This window comes from Kurthia senegalensis, from assembly GCF_000285595.1.
Lineage (GTDB): Bacteria > Bacillota > Bacilli > Bacillales_A > Planococcaceae > Kurthia > Kurthia senegalensis.
The window spans coordinates 685234-708698 of the sequence record NZ_HE611064.1; the positions used below are offsets into that span (position 1 = coordinate 685234).

Annotated in this window: 18 protein-coding genes, 2 pseudogenes and 1 other annotated feature; of the genes and pseudogenes, 5 read left to right on the forward strand and 15 right to left on the reverse strand. The window is 39.9% G+C overall.

The annotated features are described in order from the left end of the window. Nucleotides 1-47: 47 nt before the first annotated feature. The 3 genes from KSHG_RS17365 to spxA all read right to left on the reverse strand — a co-directional run bounded on the left by KSHG_RS17365 (nucleotide 48) and on the right by spxA (nucleotide 2445). Complete coding sequence (locus KSHG_RS17365; RefSeq protein ID WP_010302040.1) at nucleotides 48-1082, reverse strand: competence protein CoiA; 1035 nt, start codon at nucleotides 1080-1082, stop codon at nucleotides 48-50. Nucleotides 1083-1218: 136 nt separating this feature from the next. Then, nucleotides 1219-1890 (reverse strand): adaptor protein MecA, encoded by a 672-nt coding sequence (locus KSHG_RS03765; protein WP_235728334.1) that lies wholly within the window; start codon nucleotides 1888-1890, stop codon nucleotides 1219-1221. A 159-nt stretch (nucleotides 1891-2049) separates the two neighbouring features. Further along, a complete protein-coding gene (spxA, locus tag KSHG_RS03770; RefSeq protein ID WP_010302045.1) occupies nucleotides 2050-2445 on the reverse strand; it encodes a transcriptional regulator SpxA in 396 nt (131 codons plus the stop codon). A 438-nt stretch (nucleotides 2446-2883) separates the two neighbouring features. Further along, nucleotides 2884-3099: a binding site (T-box leader), on the forward strand. Nucleotides 3100-3141: 42 nt separating this feature from the next. Here spxA and trpS point away from each other — a divergent pair. Beyond that, nucleotides 3142-4149, forward strand: coding sequence for a tryptophan--tRNA ligase (trpS, locus tag KSHG_RS03775; RefSeq protein WP_010302048.1), 1008 nt, complete (start codon nucleotides 3142-3144; stop codon nucleotides 4147-4149). A gap of 145 nt (nucleotides 4150-4294) precedes the next feature. Here trpS and fabF read toward each other — a convergent pair whose 3' ends face one another. Both fabF and KSHG_RS03785 read right to left on the reverse strand, forming a co-directional pair. After that, nucleotides 4295-5536, reverse strand: coding sequence for a beta-ketoacyl-ACP synthase II (gene fabF / locus KSHG_RS03780; RefSeq protein WP_010302050.1), 1242 nt, complete (start codon nucleotides 5534-5536; stop codon nucleotides 4295-4297). A 19-nt stretch (nucleotides 5537-5555) separates the two neighbouring features. Continuing rightward, on the reverse strand, nucleotides 5556-6494 hold the full coding sequence (locus KSHG_RS03785; RefSeq protein WP_010302053.1) for a beta-ketoacyl-ACP synthase III: 939 nt from the start codon (nucleotides 6492-6494) through the stop codon (nucleotides 5556-5558). 192 nt (nucleotides 6495-6686) lie between these two features. Here KSHG_RS03785 and KSHG_RS03790 point away from each other — a divergent pair, with 192 nt between their 5' ends. Then, a complete protein-coding gene (locus tag KSHG_RS03790; protein ID WP_010302056.1) occupies nucleotides 6687-6881 on the forward strand; it encodes a YjzD family protein in 195 nt (64 codons plus the stop codon). A 56-nt stretch (nucleotides 6882-6937) separates the two neighbouring features. Here the strand turns inward: KSHG_RS03790 and KSHG_RS16065 are convergent, their stop codons facing one another. Further along, entirely contained in the window at nucleotides 6938-9091 is a 2154-nt protein-coding gene (locus KSHG_RS16065) for an ATP-dependent Clp protease ATP-binding subunit (protein ID WP_010302059.1), read from the reverse strand. 422 nt (nucleotides 9092-9513) lie between these two features. Between KSHG_RS16065 and KSHG_RS17925 the strand changes: the two genes are divergently transcribed. Beyond that, a complete protein-coding gene (locus KSHG_RS17925) occupies nucleotides 9514-9687 on the forward strand; it encodes a transposase (RefSeq protein ID WP_162829250.1) in 174 nt (57 codons plus the stop codon). 327 nt (nucleotides 9688-10014) lie between these two features. Here KSHG_RS17925 and KSHG_RS03805 read toward each other — a convergent pair whose 3' ends face one another. The 5 genes and pseudogenes from KSHG_RS03805 to KSHG_RS03825 all read right to left on the reverse strand — a co-directional run bounded on the left by KSHG_RS03805 (nucleotide 10015) and on the right by KSHG_RS03825 (nucleotide 12806). Continuing rightward, the gene (locus tag KSHG_RS03805) at nucleotides 10015-10221 is read right to left on the reverse strand and encodes a P-loop NTPase family protein (RefSeq protein ID WP_010302061.1); all 207 of its coding nucleotides are present in this window, start codon (nucleotides 10219-10221) and stop codon (nucleotides 10015-10017) included. A 31-nt stretch (nucleotides 10222-10252) separates the two neighbouring features. Next, a pseudogene (locus KSHG_RS17930) lies at nucleotides 10253-10378 on the reverse strand (hypothetical protein); the annotation flags it as partial. 146 nt (nucleotides 10379-10524) lie between these two features. Continuing rightward, the gene (locus tag KSHG_RS03815; RefSeq protein ID WP_010302066.1) at nucleotides 10525-11574 is read right to left on the reverse strand and encodes an NAD(P)H-dependent flavin oxidoreductase; all 1050 of its coding nucleotides are present in this window, start codon (nucleotides 11572-11574) and stop codon (nucleotides 10525-10527) included. Nucleotides 11575-11682: 108 nt separating this feature from the next. Beyond that, complete coding sequence (locus tag KSHG_RS03820) at nucleotides 11683-11991, reverse strand: metal-sulfur cluster assembly factor (RefSeq protein WP_026022497.1); 309 nt, start codon at nucleotides 11989-11991, stop codon at nucleotides 11683-11685. A 50-nt stretch (nucleotides 11992-12041) separates the two neighbouring features. Next, nucleotides 12042-12806, reverse strand: coding sequence for an alpha/beta hydrolase family protein (locus tag KSHG_RS03825; protein WP_010302073.1), 765 nt, complete (start codon nucleotides 12804-12806; stop codon nucleotides 12042-12044). 125 nt (nucleotides 12807-12931) lie between these two features. Between KSHG_RS03825 and KSHG_RS16070 the strand changes: the two are divergent. Next, nucleotides 12932-13616, forward strand: a pseudogene (locus tag KSHG_RS16070) (Cof-type HAD-IIB family hydrolase). Between the two features lie 12 nt (nucleotides 13617-13628). Next, on the forward strand, nucleotides 13629-14486 hold the full coding sequence (locus KSHG_RS03835; protein ID WP_010302082.1) for a DegV family protein: 858 nt from the start codon (nucleotides 13629-13631) through the stop codon (nucleotides 14484-14486). 282 nt (nucleotides 14487-14768) lie between these two features. On the opposite strand, the gene KSHG_RS03840 is transcribed toward KSHG_RS03835, so the two are convergent. From KSHG_RS03840 to addB, 4 genes are all read right to left on the reverse strand, one after another. Further along, nucleotides 14769-15149 carry a YisL family protein gene (locus KSHG_RS03840; protein WP_010302084.1) on the reverse strand — a complete coding sequence of 127 codons (381 nt, stop codon included), beginning with the start codon at nucleotides 15147-15149 and terminating at the stop codon, nucleotides 14769-14771. Nucleotides 15150-15276: 127 nt separating this feature from the next. Beyond that, nucleotides 15277-16176 (reverse strand): fumarylacetoacetate hydrolase family protein, encoded by a 900-nt coding sequence (locus tag KSHG_RS03845; protein WP_026022498.1) that lies wholly within the window; start codon nucleotides 16174-16176, stop codon nucleotides 15277-15279. Between the two features lie 107 nt (nucleotides 16177-16283). Next, a complete protein-coding gene (gene addA / locus KSHG_RS03850; protein WP_010302095.1) occupies nucleotides 16284-19964 on the reverse strand; it encodes a helicase-exonuclease AddAB subunit AddA in 3681 nt (1226 codons plus the stop codon). Beyond that, nucleotides 19945-23463, reverse strand: a complete 3519-nt coding sequence (gene addB, locus KSHG_RS03855; protein ID WP_010302099.1) for a helicase-exonuclease AddAB subunit AddB — start codon at nucleotides 23461-23463, stop codon at nucleotides 19945-19947. The genes addA and addB overlap by 20 nt, the downstream gene beginning before the upstream one ends. Nucleotides 23464-23465: the final 2 nt, after the last annotated feature.

A 23465-nucleotide genomic window follows, 5' to 3' on the forward strand; every position in this document is an offset into this window, starting at 1 on the left:
CCTCCTATATTTCGCATTACTAAATAAATTTAGTTACAACTATTTTCTCAATTTTCATATCGAATTGCAACAAATTGACTGTATAAATAATCAATTTGTTTCTGCCCATTTTCAAGCATTTCGACTAAATATCGGTCGTAAGCTAGTAGTTGTTCCTCCTCCACATCAAAATGCTCCGAACGTTGAAATGAAGCGATTCCGTCGGGAAAATAATTCGCATAATAAACGAGCTGCCAATCCGCACAAAATAGGGACTGCATCCCGTAGTTCGTCGGGACACCGATATGTTCGGACAATTCATCGAGCGATATTTTTTGTTCATATAAATAGCGTACGAGCGGCTCTTGTAATCCTCTTTTATACCGAATCGTTTGATGCAATTTTCGATGGCGTATTTGCTGCCACAAAACGAATAATTCTTCAAACTGTTGCTTCGTTATAGGCTTCACCCGATGAAACGGAAAATGTTGTTTTTGCAATGATAAATGAGTCACCTTTCCAATCCAAATCGTTTTCGTCACCATAATTAAATCCGTCACATATTGAAACGTTTGGCGATCCGGATCATAGGTCATGAGTTCGTGCTGCTTCATATATTTTTGCATCGCTGGTACGAGTGTAATTGTTTGAATACCCTCTTTATCTAACTTTCTATACGGAATCCAAATCGGCACAATATTCATAGATGCATACCCTCGATTCCGTTGTTGAAAAGCATCTAATGATAATGGGCTACATTGAAACTCAATCGCATACGGTGCAATAAATACGTCTGGACGTTGTTGAATCGTCGGAATATATTGCTCTAATTGCGCATTCGCAAAACGTTTCAACAACGTATGTAGCTGTTTTTTGCCAGCTAAATGTATAGCACTCTCCCCTTCCGAAAAATGAGCGATACAGCGCTCACTTTGTTTATGAGCAAAATGGGGTGTCATCGTTTCTCCAATTTTCAACGTTACTGGGCGTCGACATGCAGGACAGAAAAAACGACGCTGCTTCCTTATTTGTTTCAAGCTTTCCCTACTTTGAACACCTTCTAAAAAAACGAGCTTATGCCGTTCACTCAACGCAACTAACATGTCTCTCACCTCTTTTCTCTAGCATAAAAAAGAGATACTTCTTATACAAGAGTCATCGACATCATAAAAAAATGAACAAAAAAAGACTACATTTTCATGTAATCTTCTTCCTTTTAGTATGTGTGATGCAAATGCTTTAAAAATAAAGACGCATCGTATGGAATACATCTTTTTCAATGATTTGATTGCCGTATTCTTGAAGTACGTGAATCGTCGTATTTGATTTTGTTAAACACTCTAACGCAATGCTCACAATATCGAAGCGATCGTTTACATCCATTTGTTCATCAAAATGCATATATAAGAAGTATTTTTGATCTCGTTCAAATAAAGCTGTTTGGACGTCTGCATCGATTGGCATACGCTCAGCAGTATGAATAATCTCATCAATATCTTTTCCTTCAAACACAAATTCAAATTGCTCAATGCCATATTCGTCTTCTTCAAGTGGTGTCAAATCTTTCCCCGACATTTGATCTAAATCAAAAATACCTGGTAATCCAACTGGTAATCCATTTTTTCCGAAAGGCAAGTCCGTTTCCTCAAGATCATCTGGTAACTTAGCCGTCGTGATCGTTAATTCTAGGCCTGATTCTTTACTAACGACTTGAATCCAGAGTGGACCGTCTGAATCGACGTCATAACCATTTCCAGACTCCTCTAATTCATCCATCATAACCCAAAAAAGTTCTTCCCCTTTTTCGCGGTTATACCAGATTTCATCTTTCGTAAATCCACGTTCTTCAATATCCACATACGATAAGAAAAGCATGAGTGTATTTTCGTTAATACGTTTAAAGTCCATCATTCACAACTCCTTTCGGCTGTCCGATGTTTGAAATAGTTCAAACAATACAGTTAATTCTATTGTAATAGCTTTCAGACAAAAAAGGAAAGGATATGTTTTAGAGAGCAATAAAAAAAGCAACACGAAGCTTAATCGGCTCGCATTGCTTTTGAATAGGCTTTAATTCACCATTTTTTGTGCTTCTTGTAATTGATAGGCACGTACTTTACGTGGTAAGAAGCGACGAATTTCGTCTTCGTTGTATCCTACTTGTAAACGTTTTTCATCTAAAATAATCGGACGACGTAATAGTCCTGGATTTTCTTGAATTAATTCATACAATTGATTTAAAGGTAATGTTTCTAAATCAACATTTAGTTTTTGGAAAATTTTTGAACGTGTTGAAATAATTTCGTCGGTACCATCTTCCGTCATGCGTAAAATTTCTTTAATTTCACTAATGCTAAGAGGTTCTGCAAAAATATTGCGTTCTGTATATGGAATTTCATGCTCTTCTAACCAGGCTTTTGCTTTACGACAAGAAGTACAACTTGGTGATGTAAATAATGTTACCATCATCTTCAAACACATCCTTTCAAAATGTGTAACCGTATTATAAAATTAGAATAACTCTAATTAAGAGGTCTAACGTCATTATACAACAACTTATTTACTTTGAATATAGGATAATGAAAATATTTTTATTTTCTTCTATATTAGTCGAGTATTTAATGAATGGGTTCTTAATCTTCGCCACTTTGTTGGCTACACATAAACTGTTCCCCTTTCACTATGACATTAAACCTATTTTTTAATATTCGTCATTCTCAATTAGATAGCCTCTAATGAAAAAATAAGGCTTTTTTTGACTAGCTTTACTGCATCATTCTAATATACATCTTTTATCATACAGAACATGTATTTAAATGGAATCGGTCAAAATACGGAAGTTGTTTTTTTAAATGGTCTGTATTATACTGTTATCAATTAGTGCATGCAAAACATGCCATATGATTAAAGATGAAGACGAAGAGTAGTATATAAAGTTTCTATGTAAAGAGAGTCTGTGGTTGGTGAAAACAGAACGTAGCCTTTATAGAATGGACTTCCGAGTCAACTTAGTGAAATTTTTCAGTACCTAAGTTCGTACCTCGCGTTAAGAGGGTGAGTGGTCGAGTAATCGACAAGCTTGGGTGGTACCGCGGATTTTAAACATCATTCGTCCCTATTTTTTAGGGAGCATGGTGTTTTTTATTTGAGGAGGAAAAGAACATGGCAAAACGTATTTTTTCAGGTGTACAACCAACAGGTGTTATTACATTAGGTAACTATATCGGGGCAATCAAACAATTCCCTGAGTTACAAGACCAAGGAGATGCGATTTATTGCATCGTCGACCAACATGCAATTACCATCCAACAAGATCCGAAAGAGCTTCGTTCAAACATTCGTAGCTTAGCTGCTATGTATATTGCAGTCGGAATCGATCCAGAAAAATCTATTTTATTTATCCAATCAGAAGTACCTGCACACGCACAAGCTGGCTGGATGTTACAATGCGTTTCATCAATCGGTGAACTAGAACGCATGACACAATTTAAAGATAAATCAGCAAAAGCAGCTGGTACGAACGAAACCGTTCTTGCTGCTCTATTAACGTACCCACCACTAATGGCTGGCGATATTCTTTTATACAACACAGATATCGTGCCAGTCGGTGATGACCAAAAACAACATATCGAATTAACACGTGACCTTGCAGAACGTTTCAACAAACGTTACAAAAAAACGTTCAAAATTCCAGATATTGCATTGTCTAAAGCAGGTCGTCGTATTAAGTCATTACAAGATCCAACGAAAAAAATGTCTAAATCTGATGCCAATGCAAAAGCGACAATCCGCTTGTTAGATACACCGAAACAAATCGAGAAAAAAATCAAATCTGCTGTAACTGATTCAGAAGGAATCGTACGCTACGATAAAGAAAACAAACCAGGTGTTTCCAACTTAATCGACATCGAAGCAGCATTGTCAAATAAAACGACAGAAGAAGTCGTAGCAAAATATGACGGCAAAGGATACGGCGACTTTAAAGCCGGCGTTGCAGCTGTTGTCATCGAACATTTAAAACCAATTCAAGCACGTTACAACGAATTAATTGAATCTGACGAATTAGACCGTATTTTAGACGAAGGTGCCGCCAAAGCAAATGCCATTGCGAATGCGACAATCCAACGTATGGAAGATGCTATGGGTCTAGGTCGTGGCAAACGCTCTTAATTATTTTTAACGTTCCGATATGCACTAGTATAAAAAGAGTAGTTCCTGAAAATCAGGTACTACTCTTTTTTTCTTCTATTAGATAGCAACACAAAAAGGCAACGCTGTTTTACAGAGCGCTGCCTTTTTTATTTACTATCAGATTTTACGCTTCGTATTTTTTGAATACGAGTGTTGCATTATGACCACCGAAACCGAATGAGTTACTAAGAGCATAGTTTACAGTCATTTTACGCGCTTCGTTCGGAACGTAATCTAAATCACATTCTTCCGCTTGTTCGTGTAAATTCATTGTTGGGGGTACGATGTTTTGTTGTAAAGCAAGTGCAGAGAAAATCGCTTCAATCCCACCTGCAGCACCAAGCATATGACCTGTCATTGATTTTGTTGAGCTAACTGCTAATTTTGCAGCGTGATCGCCGAATACATTGTGAATCGCTAACGTTTCAAGCATATCGTTATAATACGTACTCGTACCGTGTGCATTAATGTAGTCAATCGCTGAAGGCTCGATGTCTGCATCAGCAATCGCTTGTTGCATAGAACGAGCTGCCCCGCTACCATCTTGTGCAGGTGCTGTAATATGGTACGCATCACCTGATGCACCGTACCCAACGACTTCTGCATAAATGTTTGCGCCACGTGCAATCGCATGTTCTAATTCTTCTAATACGACAACCCCAGCACCTTCACCGATAACGAAACCGTCACGATTTTTATCGAATGGACGACTTGCAGTCGCCGGATCATCATTCGTAGATAAAGCCGTATTTGAACAGAAACCAGCTACTGCAAGTTCTGTAATTGGCGCTTCTGCACCACCTGTAATCATCGCAACTGCATCGCCACGTTCAATCACTTTGAATGCATCACCGATTGAATTTGTACCTGTTGCACAAGCCGTTACCGTACAAGAGTTAATCCCTTTAGCACCTAAGAAAATCGATACTTGACCTGCTGCCATATCCGGAATCATCATCGGTACGAAGAAAGGACTTACACGACGAGGCCCTTTTTCAAGTAAGTTACGATATTGGTTTTCAAACGTTTCCATACCACCAATACCAGAACCTAACCATACGCCGATATCGCCTGCATTCTCGTCTGTAATTTCAAGTTTCGAGTCGTCCATTGCCATTTTGGATGCTGCAATCGCATAATGTGTAAAGCGGTCCATTTTACGTGCATCTTTTTTAGAGATGTATTGTTCGATATCAAAATCTTTTACTTCCGCAGCTACTTTTGCATTGAAACGTTCCTTATCAATACGAGTTAGTGGACCAATACCTGATTGTCCTGCTAATGCTTTTTGCCAGCTTTCTTCCGCTGTATTCGCAAGCGGTGTTACCGCTCCAATTCCTGTAATTACAACACGTTTCTTTGTCATGTCCTTCCCTACTTTCAAATTATTTGCCCCAACGTAATGCGATTGCGCCCCATGTTAAGCCGCCACCGAATCCAACGAGTACGAGTACATCATCGTCTTTAATTTTACCGTTTTCTAATTCTTCTACGAGTGCATTTCCAATAGATGCCGCAGACGTATTACCGTATTTAGCAATAACTGAAGACATTTTTTCTTCCGGTAAGCCTAAGCGTTGTCGAGAGGCATCCATAATACGAATATTCGCTTGATGCGGAATAAGTAAATCTACTTGTTCTTTTTCAAGTCCGGCTTTTTCTACGACTGTCAATGCAGATTCGCCCATTTGACGTACAGCAAATTTAAACACTTCGCGTCCATTCATAACGATATGTTTGGCTTCATTTTCATATAAGTATTTGCCGCCTGCACCTTTCGCACCAAGGTCAAAAGATAAAATACCGCGACCTTCACTTACAGGTGCAACGACTGCTGCACAAGCTCCATCACCGAATAGTACAGCCGTATTACGGTCTGACCAATCTGTAATTTTCGAAAGTTTTTCAACACCGATTACGAGTACATGTTTGTACGTTTCGGCTTTAATATATTGTTGCGCTGTCACAACTCCGTACATAAATCCTGCACATGCAGCGGAAATATCCATCGCTGCTGCATTCTCTGCCCCTAATTGATCTTGCAACATGCAAGCAACAGATGGGAATGGACGGTCTGGCGTCACAGTCGCAACTAAAATCAAATCGATTTGATCAGGTGTAATCCCTGCATTTTCAATTGCTTGTTTCGCTGCACCGTATGCCATATGCGATGTATCTACATCGTCATCCGCAATGTGACGTTGTTCGATTCCCGTACGAGTACGAATCCATTCATCATTCGTATCTAAAGTTTTTTCTAAATCAAAGTTTGTTACGACACGTTCGGGTACGTAACGTCCAACGCCGATAAACCCTACATTCATAAATGTAACCACCTTTTATAATCAATTATTAGCACTTGGTACTAATTATAAATAATATTTTTTAAAAATGCAATACGCGTCCGCTGATTTACAAAAATGACCTCAATTTGTTCAAAACTAGTAGTTCATTGCAGATAAAAATTATGGTATCATTGATAAGATAGAATAGTAACTTCGAGGTGAAAACAAATCATGAAATACATTTTCCTATTCATCTGGTCAATTATTTTAGTTAGTGTATTGAACTACGTAGTTAGTGCAATCAATAACGGAAAACCTGACTGGACACAAGGCTTGATTCTTTCATTGGTATTTGCTGTATTACTGATCATTATTGATGCTGTAATTCCTAGCAAATCTCCAAAAGCAATCGGTCACGAAGAATAATTCGTTCATAAAAAAGAGGTTGGAACATTGCGTTCCAACCTCTTTTTTCATTTACTTTATGCTTCTATCGGGTTTTCCACACGTACATTTGCTACGTCCCCGTCCATATAAACGGTCATCGTAGCGCCTGGTAACGCCTCACCTTTTAACAATTCACGTGCAACGACTGTTTCAATATGACGTTGAATAAAGCGGCGTAATGGACGTGCACCGAAAGCAGGGTCTACGCCTTCTTTCGCAATCCAACTTAACACATCTTCCTCAATCGTTAACGTAATTTCTTGTGCTGCTAAACGTTTTTGTAACGATGCTAAATATTTTTCTGCAATCTTCATGAAATGAGCATCGTTTAACGAATGGAACATGACGATATCGTCTAAACGATTTAATAATTCTGGTTTGAAATGTTGTTTCAACTCAGCCATTACTAAATCTTCTGTCGCATGTTCATTTTCTTCGTTCATTTCTAATAAATAATGTGAGCCTAAATTTGACGTCATAATGACGACTGTATTCGTAAAGTTAATCGTACGACCTTGTCCGTCTGTAATACGTCCATCATCTAAAATTTGAAGAAGAATATTCGCCACGTCTGGATGTGCTTTTTCAATTTCATCAAGCAAGACGACCGCATACGGATTCCGACGAATTTGCTCCGTTAATTGACCACCTTCTTCGTAACCAATATAACCTGGAGGCGCTCCGACTAAGCGAGACACTGTATGTTTTTCCATGTATTCACTCATATCAATTCGTACGAAATGATCTTCTGAGTCGAATAATTGTTCTGCTAATGCTTTCGCTAATTCTGTTTTACCGACACCTGTTGGTCCTAAGAAAAGGAAAGAACCAATCGGTTTATTCGGATCTTGAATACCTGCTCGTGCACGCCATACAGCTTCTGTCACGAGTTTCACTGCATCGTTTTGTCCGACGACGCGTTTGTGCAATGTGTCTGCTAAGCCGAGTAATTTTTCACGTTCACTTTGCAACATTTTCGTTACAGGAACACCTGTCCAACGTGAAACAATCGTTGCGATTTCGTCAGACGTAACATCTTCACGTAATAAGCGGGTATCACTTGAATTCGCTAAGTTTTTCTCTAAGTCTTCTAATTCTTTTTGCAATTGTGGAATTTCTCCGTGACGAAGTACGGCTGCTTTATTTAAATCGTATTCAGATTCTGCTTTTTCTAACTCATTACGTTTACGATCTAACACTTCACGTTTCGCTTGAATGTCGTGTAATGCATTTTTTTCTTCATTCCATTGTGATTTCATCGTTGAAGAAGATTGTTTTAACGTTTCCAATTCTTCACGTAAATTCGCTAAGCGTTTTTGAGAAGCAGGGTCTTTTTCTTTTTTCAACGCTTGTTCTTCGATTTCAAGTTGCATTTGGCGACGTGTCACCTCGTCCAACTCTTGTGGCATCGAATCAATTTCAGTACGAATCATTGCACATGCTTCGTCAATTAAATCGATTGCTTTGTCTGGTAAAAATCGTTCGGTTAAATAACGATTAGATAATTCTGCAGCTGCAACGATCGCACGGTCATGAATTTTCACTGCATGATGCAATTCAAAACGTTCTTTCAATCCACGTAAAATCGAAATCGTATCTTCCACAGATGGTTCACGTACGAGTACTTGTTGGAAGCGACGTTCGAGCGCAGGGTCTTTTTCAATATTCATACGGTATTCGTCCAATGTTGTCGCACCGATACAATGAAGTTCGCCGCGTGCAAGCATCGGTTTCAACATATTCCCTGCATCCATCGAACCTTCTGTTTTACCAGCACCAACAATCGTATGAATTTCATCGATGAATAAAATAATGCGTCCATCTGCTTCTTTTACTTGTTTCAATACACCTTGTAAACGTTCTTCAAATTGACCACGATAACTTGCTCCTGCAATTAAAGCGCTCATATCTAACTCATAAATTTCATGATCTTTCAATCCTTCTGGTACGTCACCTTTAACGATTCGTTGTGCTAACCCTTCCACGATGGCTGTTTTACCAACACCTGGTTCTCCAATTAACACGGGATTATTTTTCGTTTTACGTGAAAGAATACGGATGACATTACGAATTTCTTCATCTCGTCCAATGACGGGATCCATCTTACCGTCTTTCACCATTTCATTTAAATTTCGACCGTATGTTTCTAACGGATTTTGTTCTTGTTCGTTATTCATTTTCATTTGCATGTATGTCCAACTCCTTTGTCGGAATATAATGATCAAACTTAGTTTGACTATCTTTGACCTTTTGATTAACTTCATTATAATCCGCTGTTTTTTAAAATTCAAATGATTTGTTTGACCATTTTTGACCTTTTTGTTTTATGCTTTATTCTACATAATTTGGCAACGAAAAGTTTCCTTCTTTTTTATTTTTATTTATCTATCTATTTCTTTACCCTATACTCGAATAAAAAAAGCAATGGATGCAACAGAAACAGATTCCTTATTAAAAAAGAGCCGCCATAATTTTACAATCAGAAACTGACCTAAAAATCTAAGATAACATAAAAAGGAAAAGACACTTTCAAAGGGATCAAATCTTTGGAAGTGTTTTTTGATGAAAAAAAATATTCATACGAAACAAAAAGGAAAGTGATGAAGATGAAATGATGAACGTATGCGGAAGTAAGAATGACAGCCAAATTTATCAATGGGTGAAGTCGTATGAAAACTGGGAGTTGCGTCGTTTACAACAACTAATCGGTAAACAAGATCGGATCGGAAAAGGAACGTTTGAAGAAAAATTAATTGAAACGTTCCATGCCATGCCTAACGTGTGAAACGTTTGATTTTGAATAACTTTTGAGAATAACAAATGACATTGTCGTTCAAACCGTTCAAGCATACATCAACTACTTTACTAATACTCGGATTTTGGCAAAGTAAAACCATCTTTCTCCAGTACAATACCGAAAAAAGATGGTTTAATAAAAATTTGACGGCGGCTCCTAGGAAAAAAGCGTCCGTCACATTTGGCTTAAAAGAAGTGTCTTTTTCACTGTCTCATTTTCGTGGGTCAGTTCCTCATGACGACTCTTTCTGTTTAACTAGTTTTTTTAATGCAGCCACGTTCCACCGTGTACTGCTCGAATACAATCTATCGTTACTTATTTAATTTTATTAAATTTCTTTCGGCGTAATTCTAGCACGATATCACATTCATTCGCAATGTCACGTTCATGTGTAATGACGATGACACATTTCCCTTGCTCATGTGCTAACTCTGCAAATAATTTAATCATTTCTTTTGAGTTATGTTCATCTAGATTACCTGTAGGTTCATCGGCGACAACTAGTTTGGCATCACAGCACATCGCTCGTACAATCGCGACACGCTGCTGTTAATGAAGCACTTTGAATCGTTAACCCAGCTAGAATAAAAACTAAAATTGCTGAGAACACAAACGTTAATAATAACGTTCTTCCTTTTTTCGCTTTCGTACTATGAAAAGCACGTTTTAAAAAGTTCATATTCGTTCCTCTTATAATTAAAAAAATGAAACACATTTGAGCTCATTTCGTATGTGCTGTTGTTTACATTTGTTAGTATAGGAGTCGAATGTATCAGGAATGTGTCAGACCCTTTTTTATTTTATTTTCGCAAAAAAATCAGAGCTTTATAGTAGCTCTGATTCATCGTTTAAGTAAAATGATGTTTGTTCTTGTAATCCCGCTTCTTCTACGAGATGCCTCATAAGCTTCGCTGCCGGCATTACACGTATTTGCCTAAAGTTCTCCCCTGCCCACATCGCCGCTAAGTCTGCACGACCGAGTGCATTCGCACGTTTACGAAAAGCAGATGTGACGTAATGCATTTCTGGATACGCTTTTGGCGCCACATAATACCGGTCCATAAAATCATTTCGTAACCCTCTCGCATACCTTCCCGTATACGCACGTGTAAATGTCGTTTCTTTCATCGTGCCATTCAATAAAGAGTGAATATGTAATGGCGTCGTACCACTTTCCGGGCAACAAAGGAAAGCCGTTCCGAGTTGTACAGCTTTTGCACCTGCGCGTAACACTTTTTGAATATGGCGTCCATTCATAATACCACCCGCCGCAATAATCGGTATGTCTATATGCGCACGAATACATTTGACGAGCGGAATGAGTGGTAGTCCTTGGCGTGGATTTTCATCATTAAAAGAAGCGCGATGTCCACCCGCTTCCGTGCCTTGTGCGCATACGGCATCCATACCTAAATCTTTTGCTATTTGTGCTTCTTCTATAGAAGTAACGGTTAAAATCGTTTGAATTCCCGCTGCTTTCATTCGACGGACGACTGCCTGACTCGGCGCATTAAACGTAAAACTCACGAATGGTACTTTCTCTTGAATGACGAGCTCTACTTTTTCTTGCCATCGGTCTTCCGAATACGCATACTTCCCGAGGGGCGCATTAATTAAATCACTTTCACGTCGCATCCGATTGCAATACGCTGCAATAGTTGGCGTCATTTCATTCGGTTCATTCGGGACGAATAAGTTCACGCCAAATTGTTGTGTACCGAGCGCTCGAACCGAATAGATTTCTTCACGTAATGTCGCTTTCTCTTTGTATCCCCCTGCTAAAAAGCCAAGCCCCCCAGCTTGTCCGACTGCATGTACAAGTGCGGGTGTCGCATTTCCACCAGCCATTGGTGCTTGAACGATTGGATATTTCATCCTCGTTCCCCCTTTGTTTGCATCATTTTCTTTCATTATAATTTGATTTATAAAAAAAGAAAACTGTCCTACAAACAGTATACTTGTAGGACAGTTCTCTTTTTATTTTTAGCGTACGCCTAAAGCCATTTTTGCATAACGTGTCATATGATCTTTAGACCAAGGTGGATTCCATACGATGTTAACATCTACGTCCTTCACTTCCGGAAGATCAAATAACGCTGTACGAATTTGATCGACGATGACTGGGCCTAATGGACAACCCATAGATGTTAGTGTCATTGTAATCATTGCCACACCTTCATCGTTCATATCTATTTCATATACAAGACCTAAGTTAACAATATCAATTCCTAACTCTGGATCAATAACGTTTTCTAAAGCGCCTAAAATACTATCTTTCATATCTGTATCAATTGCCATGAGAAGTTTCTCCTCTCTTTATAGTAGTTACTCTTATCATACAATTAACGCAAATGGTCTGCAAGCCATGCGGTTCCAGCAAGCATACCTGCACGGTTGACCTTATGTCCATCATGTTTCGCAACATCAAATTGTAAACGTTCTGGAACGTCTGCATATAACGGTTTAATTTTTTGTTCATACACTGGATACGTCAATCCAAATGGGACGGTTTTATCCAATTTGCCATGCCAGAAATAAACCGGACGAAGATTTAGCTTTTCCGGTTCTTCGCTTAGGTCAAAATAACGTAACGTGGCCATTAACTTTTGTTGGTCCTCATCAGACAGCGGTACATCGAATCCTTGTTCTTTCATTTGTGCAAGTTGGCCTTCTGCTAATCGTATGTAAGAAGGCGTACCCATATATACTGCTGCTGTTTCGATAAAATCGTACACTTTCAAACAACCGAGTGTCGTAATGCCGCCCATTGATGTACCAGCTAAGCCAAAGCGACCGGTGAATCCGCGCTCACTTAGCGCTTCATATATTTTTTTCACTTCTTGAATGTTCGTTAACACGACTTCCCAAAAACGTGCGCTTAATTCAACAACGCTTAAATTTTGACCGCGTTCTCCATGAAGCATCGCATCTGGTAATAAGACGCGAACTCCTTGTTGTACGAGGTTGTACGCATAATGTAAATTATGTTCCTTCGCACTTTCAAATCCGTGAATAAATAACACAATCGGTGTATCCGGTGTCGCTTTTTCCTCATCAAAGACGTGTAATAAAGGAATATCTCCCCATGTTTCGTTCACTACTTTCATATCATTACTCACTCCTATCTTTCTCTATCGTAACAAAAACGGAAATTCATGACAAAGTTTTGACGTACGTATTTAAAAAAAGGTAAACTGAGGATGGAGCATTATGACAGAAAGGGGGCCATACGATTGACCCTCATTTGATTGTGTTAGATTTAGATGGTACTCTATTAACCGACACAAAAGAGATTTCACCTTATACAAAACGTGTTTTATTTGAAGCGAAACGACAAGGACATCAAGTAATGATTGCGACAGGACGACCATTTCGTGCCAGTCACCCTTATTATGAAGAGCTTCAATTGACGACGCCGATTGTTAATTTCAACGGTGCTTTCGTACATGACCCAAGGAAATCTTCTTTTCAACCACAACATACGACAATCCAACTAGATACCGTACACGACATCGTCCAATCTCTTGCGCCGTACGATTTACGCAACGTACTCGCTGAAGTAAAAGACGATGTTTATATTCAACAATATGACGAATCGTTACTCGATATTTTTAACATAGGTAGTCCAAATGGAATGCTGGGGGAACCCATGGCATATTATCGAGATGGTGCATCATGGCATTCATAAAGCAAAAGGGCTTTCTTATGTCGTGAAACATTTAGACATTCCACGTGAACGGATCATTGCTTTCGGTGACGAAAACAACGATTTAGAAATGATTGATTATGCAGGAATTGGTGTCGCTATGGGCAATGCCATTTCCCCATTAAAAAACATCGCAAATGACATGACAACGAGCAATAATAAAGATGGCATCGCCACTCTTTTAATGGATCGTTTACATTTGAATTTATAGGAGGCTACACAAATGAAAATTTTTGCAGACAGTGCTTCTGATTTATCAAAAGCATATTACGAAGAACATGACGTGCATTTATTCCCTTTACGCGTCGAAATTAACGGAGAAAACTTTGACGACGTTGTTGGAATTGAACCAATCGAAATTTACAACAACATTCGTAACGACGTATTCCCAAAAACATCTCAAGTTTCCCCTGAAGCGTTTATTGAAGCGTTCACAGAACTTGCAAAATCAGGTGAACAAGGGTTATACATCGCCTTCTCTTCTAATTTATCCGGTACGTACTCAACAGCTGTTATGATGCGTGAACAAGTAAAAGAAGATTATCCTGAACTACAACTTGAAATTATCGATACGAAATGTGCTTCACTTGGCGAAGGGTTAGTCGTAGAAGAAGCCGTTCGTTTACGCGATGAAAAGTACACATTTGATGAAGTCGTAAAACGGACGAAATTCCGTGCAGAACATGCCGAACATTTATTCACAGTTGAAAACTTAGACTTTTTAGCAAAAGGTGGCCGCGTTTCAAAAGGTGCTGCCTTCATCGGTGGTCTTTTAAACATTAAACCACTTATGCATATGGAAGATGGTAAACTCGTCCCAATCGAAAAATTACGTGGACGCAAAAAAGTGTTCAAACGGATTATCGAAGTCATGGCTGAACGTGGTGAAGATTTATCGAACCAAGTAATTGGTATTTCTCACGGTGACGACATTGATGCAGCGAATGAAATGAAACGTATGATTGTCGAAGCTTTCCAACCGAAAGCCGTTCAAATCGAAATCGTCGGCTCTACGATTGCTTGTCATACAGGCCCTGGCGTTATTGCTGTCTTCTTCGAAAATAAACGTTACGAAGATTAATCATAAAAAAAACTGGGACATACTGTCTCATAACGTACATAAAAATGACGCTGTCGATCGGCAGCGTCATTTTTATTATTCATTGATAGTTTGGACTCGACTTTTCTAGGTAACCGCACGAGCGAAAAGCGTCGCCAAAATGAAAAACAATACGCGTACGCATATGAAAAAAGGGGCGTCATGATTTCAACATCATGACGCCCCTTTCTATTTGGCTAGTTTTTTGTCCCAGCCTCTTTTTTCATTTCGTGGCTCGTCTAATCACGCCTACTTATACCGTTCTTATCTTAAGAAAGTAAGAACGCCCATTGGTAAGTAGCTACCTAATAAGAATGTAATAACGAAAGCGATAAGGAAACCGATGAAGAAGCCTTTAGCGTTTTTACCTTTTTGACTTTTCACTAATGCCATTTCCATCATTGCGATTGTTACGACACCCATTAAGAATTTAATACCGTACAACATATCATCGATGCTATGACCATTTAAGAATAATAACAGACCAGAGAAGATAATAATTAAATAGAATACGCGTAAAATCATATGTACAATTTTACGTCCCTTTGTAGCTGGGCTCATGAAATAAGCTACGAAAAATAAAATAACCCCTACTGCCCATGCTGTAATGTGCAAGTGCGTACCTGTTGATAATGCGTCCATCATTGGTGATGTCCCCCTCAAAAATAAATTGTTACTGTATTTATCCTATCAAACTAGTAGAAACTAAACAACTTAAAGACCCCCGTTACTCCTCGGAGCAACGGGGGTCTTGCAATAATTTGGACAAATATTACTCGAAGCGGTTCACGAGTGTACCGATGCCTTCGATCGATACTTTAACTGTATCACCTGCTTTTAAAAATGTAGGTGGTGTCATTGCCTTCCCTACGCCAGCTGGTGTTCCTGTTAAAATAACGTCCCCCGGTTCTAACGTTACGAGGCTAGAAATTTCAACAATCAAATCAACGACTGAGTGCGTCATTTGAGCAGTCGTACCGCTTTGGCGAATTTCATCGTTCACTTTCGTTACGATCGTTAATTTTTGTGGATCTGGAATTTCATCTTTCGTTACTAAATATGGACCCATTGGGCAAGAACCATCTAATGATTTTCCTAAGAAATATTGACGATGTTTGTCTTGTAAATTACGTGCCGTTAAATCGTTCGCAATCGTGTAACCGAAGACGTAATCATATGCTAATGCTTTCGGAATATTTTTACCTTTTTTACCGATCACAATCGCTAATTCACCTTCATAGTCAAATGAATCTGTTACGTCTGCGTGGACAGATAATGTTTCTTCATCTGCTGCAATCGCTGTCGGTGCTTTCGTAAAGACAACGATATCTTCCGGTGCATCGCCACCCATTTCCGCAACGTGATCGCTATAGTTTTTGCCGACACAAATGATGTTTTTTGTCGTACGTGGAATCGGTGCTAACCATTCAATTTCTGTAAAGCTGCGTTTAAAAGCAGCTGGGTTTTCTGATTGTTCAGCAGCAGCAACTAATTTACGTGCAGCTTCAACAAATTCGAAACCGTAAGTCATTCCTTCAACGATTGTTTTTGCAAATGACGGTAATACTTGTAGTTGTTCTTGAATCGCAAGCACGTCCCAAACAGCTTCCTCTTTTTTAACTTTTGGACCGAAACTTACGACATCGTTATAACGAAATGATAAAATTTTCATGAATAGTTGCACTCCTTCTTTTTTTACATCATACATCATTTTTCAAATAATTTCCTCAATTTGCCCATAAATTTTCTGTAAATTTAGAATAAAAATTTATTTATTTACTATATTATGATACTTTTTGCCAAATCGAACGAATAAATAACTTGATGCGTAATTTTTTGACGCGTAATTTGTTCGATTGCTTCCGTATATAAATTCAGTTGAACGTTGTAACGATTACGAAGTACCGATTCTGGATCTTCTGCAACACGTAAATAATCGGTTTTATAATCGAGTAAAATCCATTGCCCATCTTCCGTTTCAAGTAAGCAGTCGATAATCCCTTGTACGATTTGATCGTCGCCTTGCGCATCTGCTTTTCGATACGTAAATGGCAATTCACGATACAATTGTTTCGCCGCTTTGAATTGTCGCCCTACTTCCGAGTCAAAGAATGCCAAAACATTTTTGTAGAAAATCGTTTTCGCTTCAGATGGCGTTAGCAATTCACTAGAAACTAAGTGCATCACAAATGCTTCGACGTCGGCAACGGAATCAAAACCTTGTTGCGGAATATGTTGCATAACCGTATGCATCGCTGTCCCCGCTTCTGCCGCAGACATTTTTTTCTCTTGCATAAAACGTGGTCTCGTCGCAATTTTTTGTTCACTTGAACGTTGTTGCTCAAAAATCTCCGGTAACTCTTGTGCTTCTAAATGACTCAAACGTTTCAGTTCACTAACAGACACTTTAGAACGTTTAAACAAGCGTCCGTGATGAGCGTATGGCGTATTAAAACGTTGCTGAATTTCTTTTAGTAATTTCGGGTCATACGTTGCTTCTTTAACCGCTTCTTCGTTTTCATTCAGCGCTAGTTGTTGCAAGCTCGTCGTATCAACGACTTGCACATCAAAACGGGACGGCTCATCTTGTCGTGCCGCCATCGGTAAATCGAATTGGTGCTGATAATCTTTATGACGCGCTACGGCTGGTCCAATCCAATCGAAATAACTATTTGCCGAACGACGAACATACGGTGGCAACGGTTCATCAAGCGATAATTGCAGCATCTCTTGCCATGTCTCTGCCGTTTTCTCCCAATCTTTTATCGTTCCGACTAAATACAACTTCTCTTTCGGACGTGTCATCGCTACGTACAATACGCGCATTTCTTCAGCTTTCATTTCTAACATTTTTTTCTCTTTGACAGCGAGGAACGGAAGCGACGTATATTGCAAACGTTTCTCTGGATCAATCATCTTCACTGCTAGTCCGTACTGCTGGTCAAATAAATACGGTAAGTGAAAATCCATTTTATTAAATGGACGACCGAGTCCTGCCACGAATACGTACGGGAATTCCAACCCTTTCGATGCGTGAATCGTCATAAGACGAACGACATTTTCAGATTGGCTAATCGCTTTCGCTGTTCCTAAATCTTCCCCGCGTAAACGAATGCGGTCAACGAAACGTAAAAAGCGGAACAAGCCACGGAATGACGTTTTTTCATACGATACGGCACGGTCATAAAGCGCGCGTAAATTCGCTTGGCGCTGTTTCCCGTTCGACATCGCTCCTGCCATTTCATAATAGTTCGTATCCATATACACTTGCCATACGAGGTCTGCGAGCGACCCTCGACGTGCTAAATCACGCCAATCATCGAATTGCAGTAAGAAGCGTTGTAACTTCTCTGCTGTTTCAGCGCGCAAGCCGTGACGTTCCTTCGCTACGAATGTTTTCAATGCATCATAAAATGGTGCTTTCGGTTCCGATAAACGAATTGCTGCCAAATCATTTTCCGTCATGCCGACGAATGGCGAACGTAATACAGATGCCATCGGAATATCTTGGTACGGATTGTCGATAACGCGTAACGTATTCATCATAATCATTACTTCAAGTTGTTCGAAATAGCCTGATGATAGCTCTGCATATAACGGAATGCCGGCCGCTTTAAACTCTTCCACGAAATCATTTGACCACGTCATCGAACGCATTAAAATAACGATGTCTCGGTATTCTAAATCGCGTTTTCTCGGATTTCCAGCCGCATCTTTTTCATACGCATCGTACACTTGTGCACCTGTATTTACTAGCTTTTGAATTTCTCGAATAATGTAACGTGCTTCTAACTGCGATTTTTTCATTTCTTGTTGTTCTTCAAGTGCTTCGTTTTCTGCTTCTTCTTCGTCAGGCGAATGAAGTGCTGCGACCGTAATCGGCAAATCGACTTCTGGATAAGGCGCACTCGGTTTCAATGCAGCCGCTTCATCGTAATCAATTTCTCCGACTTCTTCGCTCATAATTTGATTAAAAATATAGTTTGTTCCGTTCAATACTTCTTTCCGGCTTCGGAAATTCGCATTTAAATCAATCTTCATCCCATTTTGCTCGCCGCTTTCGCTAAACGCTTGATACTTCGCTAAAAATAAACCTGGTTCTGCAAGACGGAAGCCATAAATCGATTGCTTCACATCCCCAACCATGAATAAATTGCCATTTTCTGCAGTTCCTTTTTTCACGAATAGTAAAATTGTTTCTTGCAAGCGGTTCGTATCTTGGTATTCATCGACAAGCACTTCTTTAAATTGTTGTTGATAGCCTTTTGCAACGTCTGTCGGCACGAGTTGACCGTCTTGATCCTCTGTTAAAATTGCTAAAGCAAAATGCTCTAGATCCGAGAAATCGACGATGCCTTTTTCCATTTTCGCACGGCTATATGCTTTTGAATAAGCTTTCGTTAAATCGACGAGCGTCTGAATAAGCGGATGCATTTGTTGCATCTCTTGTAATAAATGAGCGGGTGTACGTCCGAAAAATTGCTTCGTCGCATCTTCCACGACTTTTTTAGCACTGTTTCGTTTTTTCTTCGCTTGCTCCATTAATTGCTCATCACACGTACCTTTTTTTTGCGATTTTAACTTACCAAATTTGAAGCCATTTAAAAATTCAAACGTTTCTTCCCAGCTACGATTTTCCACATACGCTTTCGCTTCATGTAAGACGATTAAATCCATTTCAGCCGTTTCACCGTATGCATCGGGGCCGTCTGGCATTAAAGCCAAATTACGCATTTCTAAAATCATGCCAATCGCTTCTTCAATGCTATGCATGACCGATTGGCGAATAGATGCCGCAAAAGGTAATTCATCAATTGACGTCACATTTGATACGTCATACATTGTAGGAAGTGCATCGAGCCATTTCATCGGCTCCGGATTTACACGGGCCATTTCATACAAGCGCTGGATCAACACTTCTATGTCTTGGTCATTTCGATCCGACGTAAACGCGTCTACGAGGCGATACATTGCTGTAGGGTCTTTTACGCTATACGCCTCTTCTAACACTTCTGCCATCGTATCGTCTTTTAACAGTGTCGCTTCATTTTCATTCGCAATACGGAAACCCGGATCAATATCGAGCATGTACGCATATTGACGAACGATGTTTAAACAAAATGAATGCAACGTGGAAATTTGTGCTTTATTCACGAGCGTTAATTGTTTTCGCAAATGTTGTGACGTTGGATTTTGTTTTAATGCTTTTTCAAGTGCCACCGCCATCCGTTGACGCATTTCAGCGGCAGACGCATTCGTGAACGTCACGACGAGTAGCTCATCGACATTCATCGGTTCACTTTCATCTAGCACTTTTTGAATTAACCGTTCAATAAGTACGGCTGTCTTTCCGGAGCCTGCTGCTGCGGATACGAGCGTATCTTGTCCTTTTGCCCAAATTGCTTTCCACTGAGCATCTGTCCATGTTACGTCCGTTGGTTTAGTTGGTATGATTGTCATCTAATGCAGCCTCCTGACGAATTTTTTCGATTACGACATCTGGTTTCTCAACTGGTAACGTACGGTATTGTTGACGTGCGTCGTTCACATCAAATTGGCATACCGATTTGTGTGGGCAATATTCACAAGCCGTTTTTTGCTTCATACGGTACGGGCTAATCGACGTATCCCCTCGTAAAATTCCTTGCCCTGCCACTTTATGTTTATGACGGACAAATTTTTGTAACTCGGTCATATCTTGTTGATTAATGACGGCACTCATACTTTCTGATACCGTTCCGTCCTTTTTCACATATGCTGGTACGATCGAAGAATGCCCTGCTTTTTCTTCTAACGTTTGGTCCATGTCAACGATGACACCGGCATCATCTAACAGTAAACCGGTCATCTTATAATTTTTCACAACTTCTGATTCATAGTCTGTCGCTGCCAATGCTTTTTCCGGTTTCAACATCGGATTGTGAACGTGGACGTAAAGAACACCCCCTGCTTCAGCGTGAACAGGCAACCATTCTTTTGAATTCGTAACGGCAACGTCTAAATACGTCAACATTTGTAACGATAAGCCATAATAAACATCGTTCAAATCTAATTTTTTCGTCGATGATTTGTAATCAATAATACGTAAATACGGCTGATCGTTCACTTCTGTCGCATCGATTCGGTCAATTCGACCACGCATTTTCAAACGATGCTGTTCATCTAAAGGAATGATGAGTGGGGGTAAAATATCGTGACGCCCTGGTCCGAATGACGCTTCAATCGCAATCGGTTTAAAGCCGGTTACGCGTGCATGATTTGATAATGACAACATCGTACGCTCCACGACTTGTGTCAACTTCCGCATAATGTAGCGGTAACGTGCCGTACTTAATAAAATTTTATGATATAAAACAGGTACGATCACTTCGACAGCTTCTTTTGAAAGCTGTCGACATTCTTGCTCGCTCAACTGTCCCCAAGACTTCCCTTCAGCTGTCGTTTTTTCTGAAATGTATTTTAAAGCCGCATGGAATAAGTCACCGATTGTCGGCGTTTCCAAACGATATTCTTTTCTTTCTTCAAGTTGCAATCCGTACGTCGTAAAATGGGAGAATGGGCAACTATAATATTTTTCAATACGCGATACGCTTGAAATAATGTCCGTTCCGTACAACGCTTGCGTATGCTCTGGCGTTAAATTTTCCGCTTTATTGTGCGTAACGAGTGGCTTCATCAATCGTTTTAATACGTCTGACCAATAAAAATCATGCTCATAGTAATATTTCAACGATGCCCACGTTTCTGACAGTGGTTTTTCATCATAATACTGACGGCGTAATTGCCCCATTAAATAGCCGAGAGACGTTCGCGGATGTGAAATATAATGCCAATCATCATCCGTATCAAGAGATTCCTCTGGCTGCATGTAAATGAATCGTGTCAGTACGTTTGGTAACATATCTTGAATGTTTTTTACATACATAGAAGGCAGCATTGCTTTCCCGTCTACATCTGCCATCGCATAACTAATAAAAATAAAGTCAGACGCTGTCGTAAACGTGCGGTATGCAATGAAATTTTCTCCAAGTAAACGCTCTTGTGACGTCGGTGCAATATCGTTCCCTGTCTTTTCAAACCATTCACGGTCATTGTCCCCGATTAAGCCTTCACGATCCATACGTTGCGGATAAATCCCTTCGTTCATACCGATAATGAAGACGCTCTTCACGTGCATTAAACGTGCCAAGTCTGCCTTTTCGACTTTTACTTCGTCGATTGAAGGTGGAATACGTGAAAATTCAAGCGTGTCGAAGCCTTCATCCATTAAGCTATAAAACGTCGGCATATCCATCGCTTCATCACCGAACATTTCGACGAATTGATCTAAGACACGAACCCATTCTTGCCATGCTTGCTCATGCTCTGTCGCACTTAACAATTTCCCTTTATCATTTTCATAATCTTTTAGCTCTTGCAACTTGCCATAGACGTTTTGCTCTTCAACGAATGTATACAAAATCTCAGCGAAATGACGTCCATGCGTCGCTTTTTTTAATTGTTGCTCTAAACGTTGAAGTGGCTCACGAACTAATAGACGAACCGCTTCGATTTCTTCTTGCCACGCACGTTCTTCATCCGTTTGTTTCGTCGTGAAAAATTCTAGTCCACGATATTTTTTGTACAACCAGCGATGTTCGTCTTGCCAACGGTCCCCGTATATTCCTTGTGCTATGACGAAGTTTTCCATGCGATCGGCACGCTCACGCCAAATTTTCATATCGGCATGTAATGGGAAAAATAAATCTGTCTTCACAGCACGGAAAATCGGCTCATACTTCCAATCACTTTCGATTGCTTCTAAAATCGAGCGGCTAAATTCAATTAACGGATGATGCAACATCGGCTTTTTCTGACTAATGAAATATGGAATATCGTATTCCGGGAAAATTGTTCGAATGAGCGGATCGTATACGTCTTCTTGTCGATAAATGACCGCCATTTCATTGAAAGCGACATCATTTTGCGAAAGCTTACGTATTTGACGTGCCACCTCATGAATTTCCGCATGTGGACTAACAGCTGCGACCATTTCTACGTGGTCCGCTTTTTCAAATGGTGTCACACTATATTGACCAAATTGGCGTTCTACGTGACGCAACGTATCGTTTTTGTAACGATGTGCCATGTTTAAATGCACATCTTCCTTTACTTCAATCCCATTTGATAACGACGCTTCTTTCAAACGACGTGCTGTCGTTGCACCTTCGTAAAAGAGCGACTGCTCGTCATCCGCATCGTACTCATCTTCGTACGGTAAAGCGATTGTGACATCTTTCGCTGTCGCAATGAGTTCCAAAACGAGTTGGAATTCACGCGTCGGGAAAGACATAAATCCATCAATATAAATAATGGCTTCTTGCATCATGCGTGAATCCACGAGTTTTTGTTGCAATAAAGGCAAGTACCCATCACTATCGACGTATGACGTGCCGAGTTTTTCTTCTACTGCACGTTGAATAAGACGCAAGTCATGTAATTTATCTTGCAGCGTTTGCGGTGCTTCTAACGTCGCAAATTGTTGCTGAACGTCATCCATTTTTTCACCCGTTAAACTATAGCGATTAAATTCTTTTAATAGCTGTTCGACTTCTTCTGTGAATCCTCGCTTATCCGAAGCTTTCGCAAATAGTTTTAAATGGTCACGTTGTTCTTGCAACACACTTTTTAGCATCATGCGATAACCGAAACCGTTCAACTCTTGACGACTAATGCCGCCCGCTTCTTGCAACACACGCCACGCTAAACGTTTAAAAGAAGTTACTTGTACGCGAATCGTACCTCGCCCTTCTCCCGCCATCATCGTCAAATCTTTTTCACTTGAGAACGACATTTGATCTGGCACGATTAAAAAAATCGGTGCTCCGAGCGGTTGCTCGTTTACCATTTGCATCACTTCACGTTCGATAAACGTCGTCTTCCCAACGCCCGCACGCCCCTTTACTACTCGTAATGCCACTT

Bases quoted from the DNA above. Each gene is read 5' to 3' on its own strand.
- addA (WP_010302095.1), bottom strand. From the start codon at position 19,964: ATGACAATCATACCAACTAAACCAACGGACGTAACATGGACAGATGCT.
- KSHG_RS03835 (WP_010302082.1), top strand. From the start codon at position 13,629: ATGAAAATTTTTGCAGACAGTGCTTCTGATTTATCAAAAGCATATTAC.
- KSHG_RS03845 (WP_026022498.1), bottom strand. From the start codon at position 16,176: ATGAAAATTTTATCATTTCGTTATAACGATGTCGTAAGTTTCGGTCCA.
- trpS (WP_010302048.1), top strand. From the start codon at position 3,142: ATGGCAAAACGTATTTTTTCAGGTGTACAACCAACAGGTGTTATTACA.
- KSHG_RS03840 (WP_010302084.1), bottom strand. From the start codon at position 15,149: ATGATGGACGCATTATCAACAGGTACGCACTTGCACATTACAGCATGG.
- KSHG_RS17365 (WP_010302040.1), bottom strand. From the start codon at position 1,082: ATGTTAGTTGCGTTGAGTGAACGGCATAAGCTCGTTTTTTTAGAAGGT.
- KSHG_RS03815 (WP_010302066.1), bottom strand. From the start codon at position 11,574: ATGAAATATCCAATCGTTCAAGCACCAATGGCTGGTGGAAATGCGACA.
- KSHG_RS03765 (WP_235728334.1), bottom strand. From the start codon at position 1,890: ATGATGGACTTTAAACGTATTAACGAAAATACACTCATGCTTTTCTTA.
- KSHG_RS03805 (WP_010302061.1), bottom strand. From the start codon at position 10,221: ATGTGCTGTGATGCCAAACTAGTTGTCGCCGATGAACCTACAGGTAAT.
- KSHG_RS03825 (WP_010302073.1), bottom strand. From the start codon at position 12,806: ATGAAAGTAGTGAACGAAACATGGGGAGATATTCCTTTATTACACGTC.
- spxA (WP_010302045.1), bottom strand. From the start codon at position 2,445: ATGGTAACATTATTTACATCACCAAGTTGTACTTCTTGTCGTAAAGCA.
- KSHG_RS16065 (WP_010302059.1), bottom strand. From the start codon at position 9,091: ATGCAAATGAAAATGAATAACGAACAAGAACAAAATCCGTTAGAAACA.
- KSHG_RS03790 (WP_010302056.1), top strand. From the start codon at position 6,687: ATGAAATACATTTTCCTATTCATCTGGTCAATTATTTTAGTTAGTGTA.
- KSHG_RS03785 (WP_010302053.1), bottom strand. From the start codon at position 6,494: ATGAATGTAGGGTTTATCGGCGTTGGACGTTACGTACCCGAACGTGTC.
- KSHG_RS17925 (WP_162829250.1), top strand. From the start codon at position 9,514: ATGATGAACGTATGCGGAAGTAAGAATGACAGCCAAATTTATCAATGG.
- fabF (WP_010302050.1), bottom strand. From the start codon at position 5,536: ATGACAAAGAAACGTGTTGTAATTACAGGAATTGGAGCGGTAACACCG.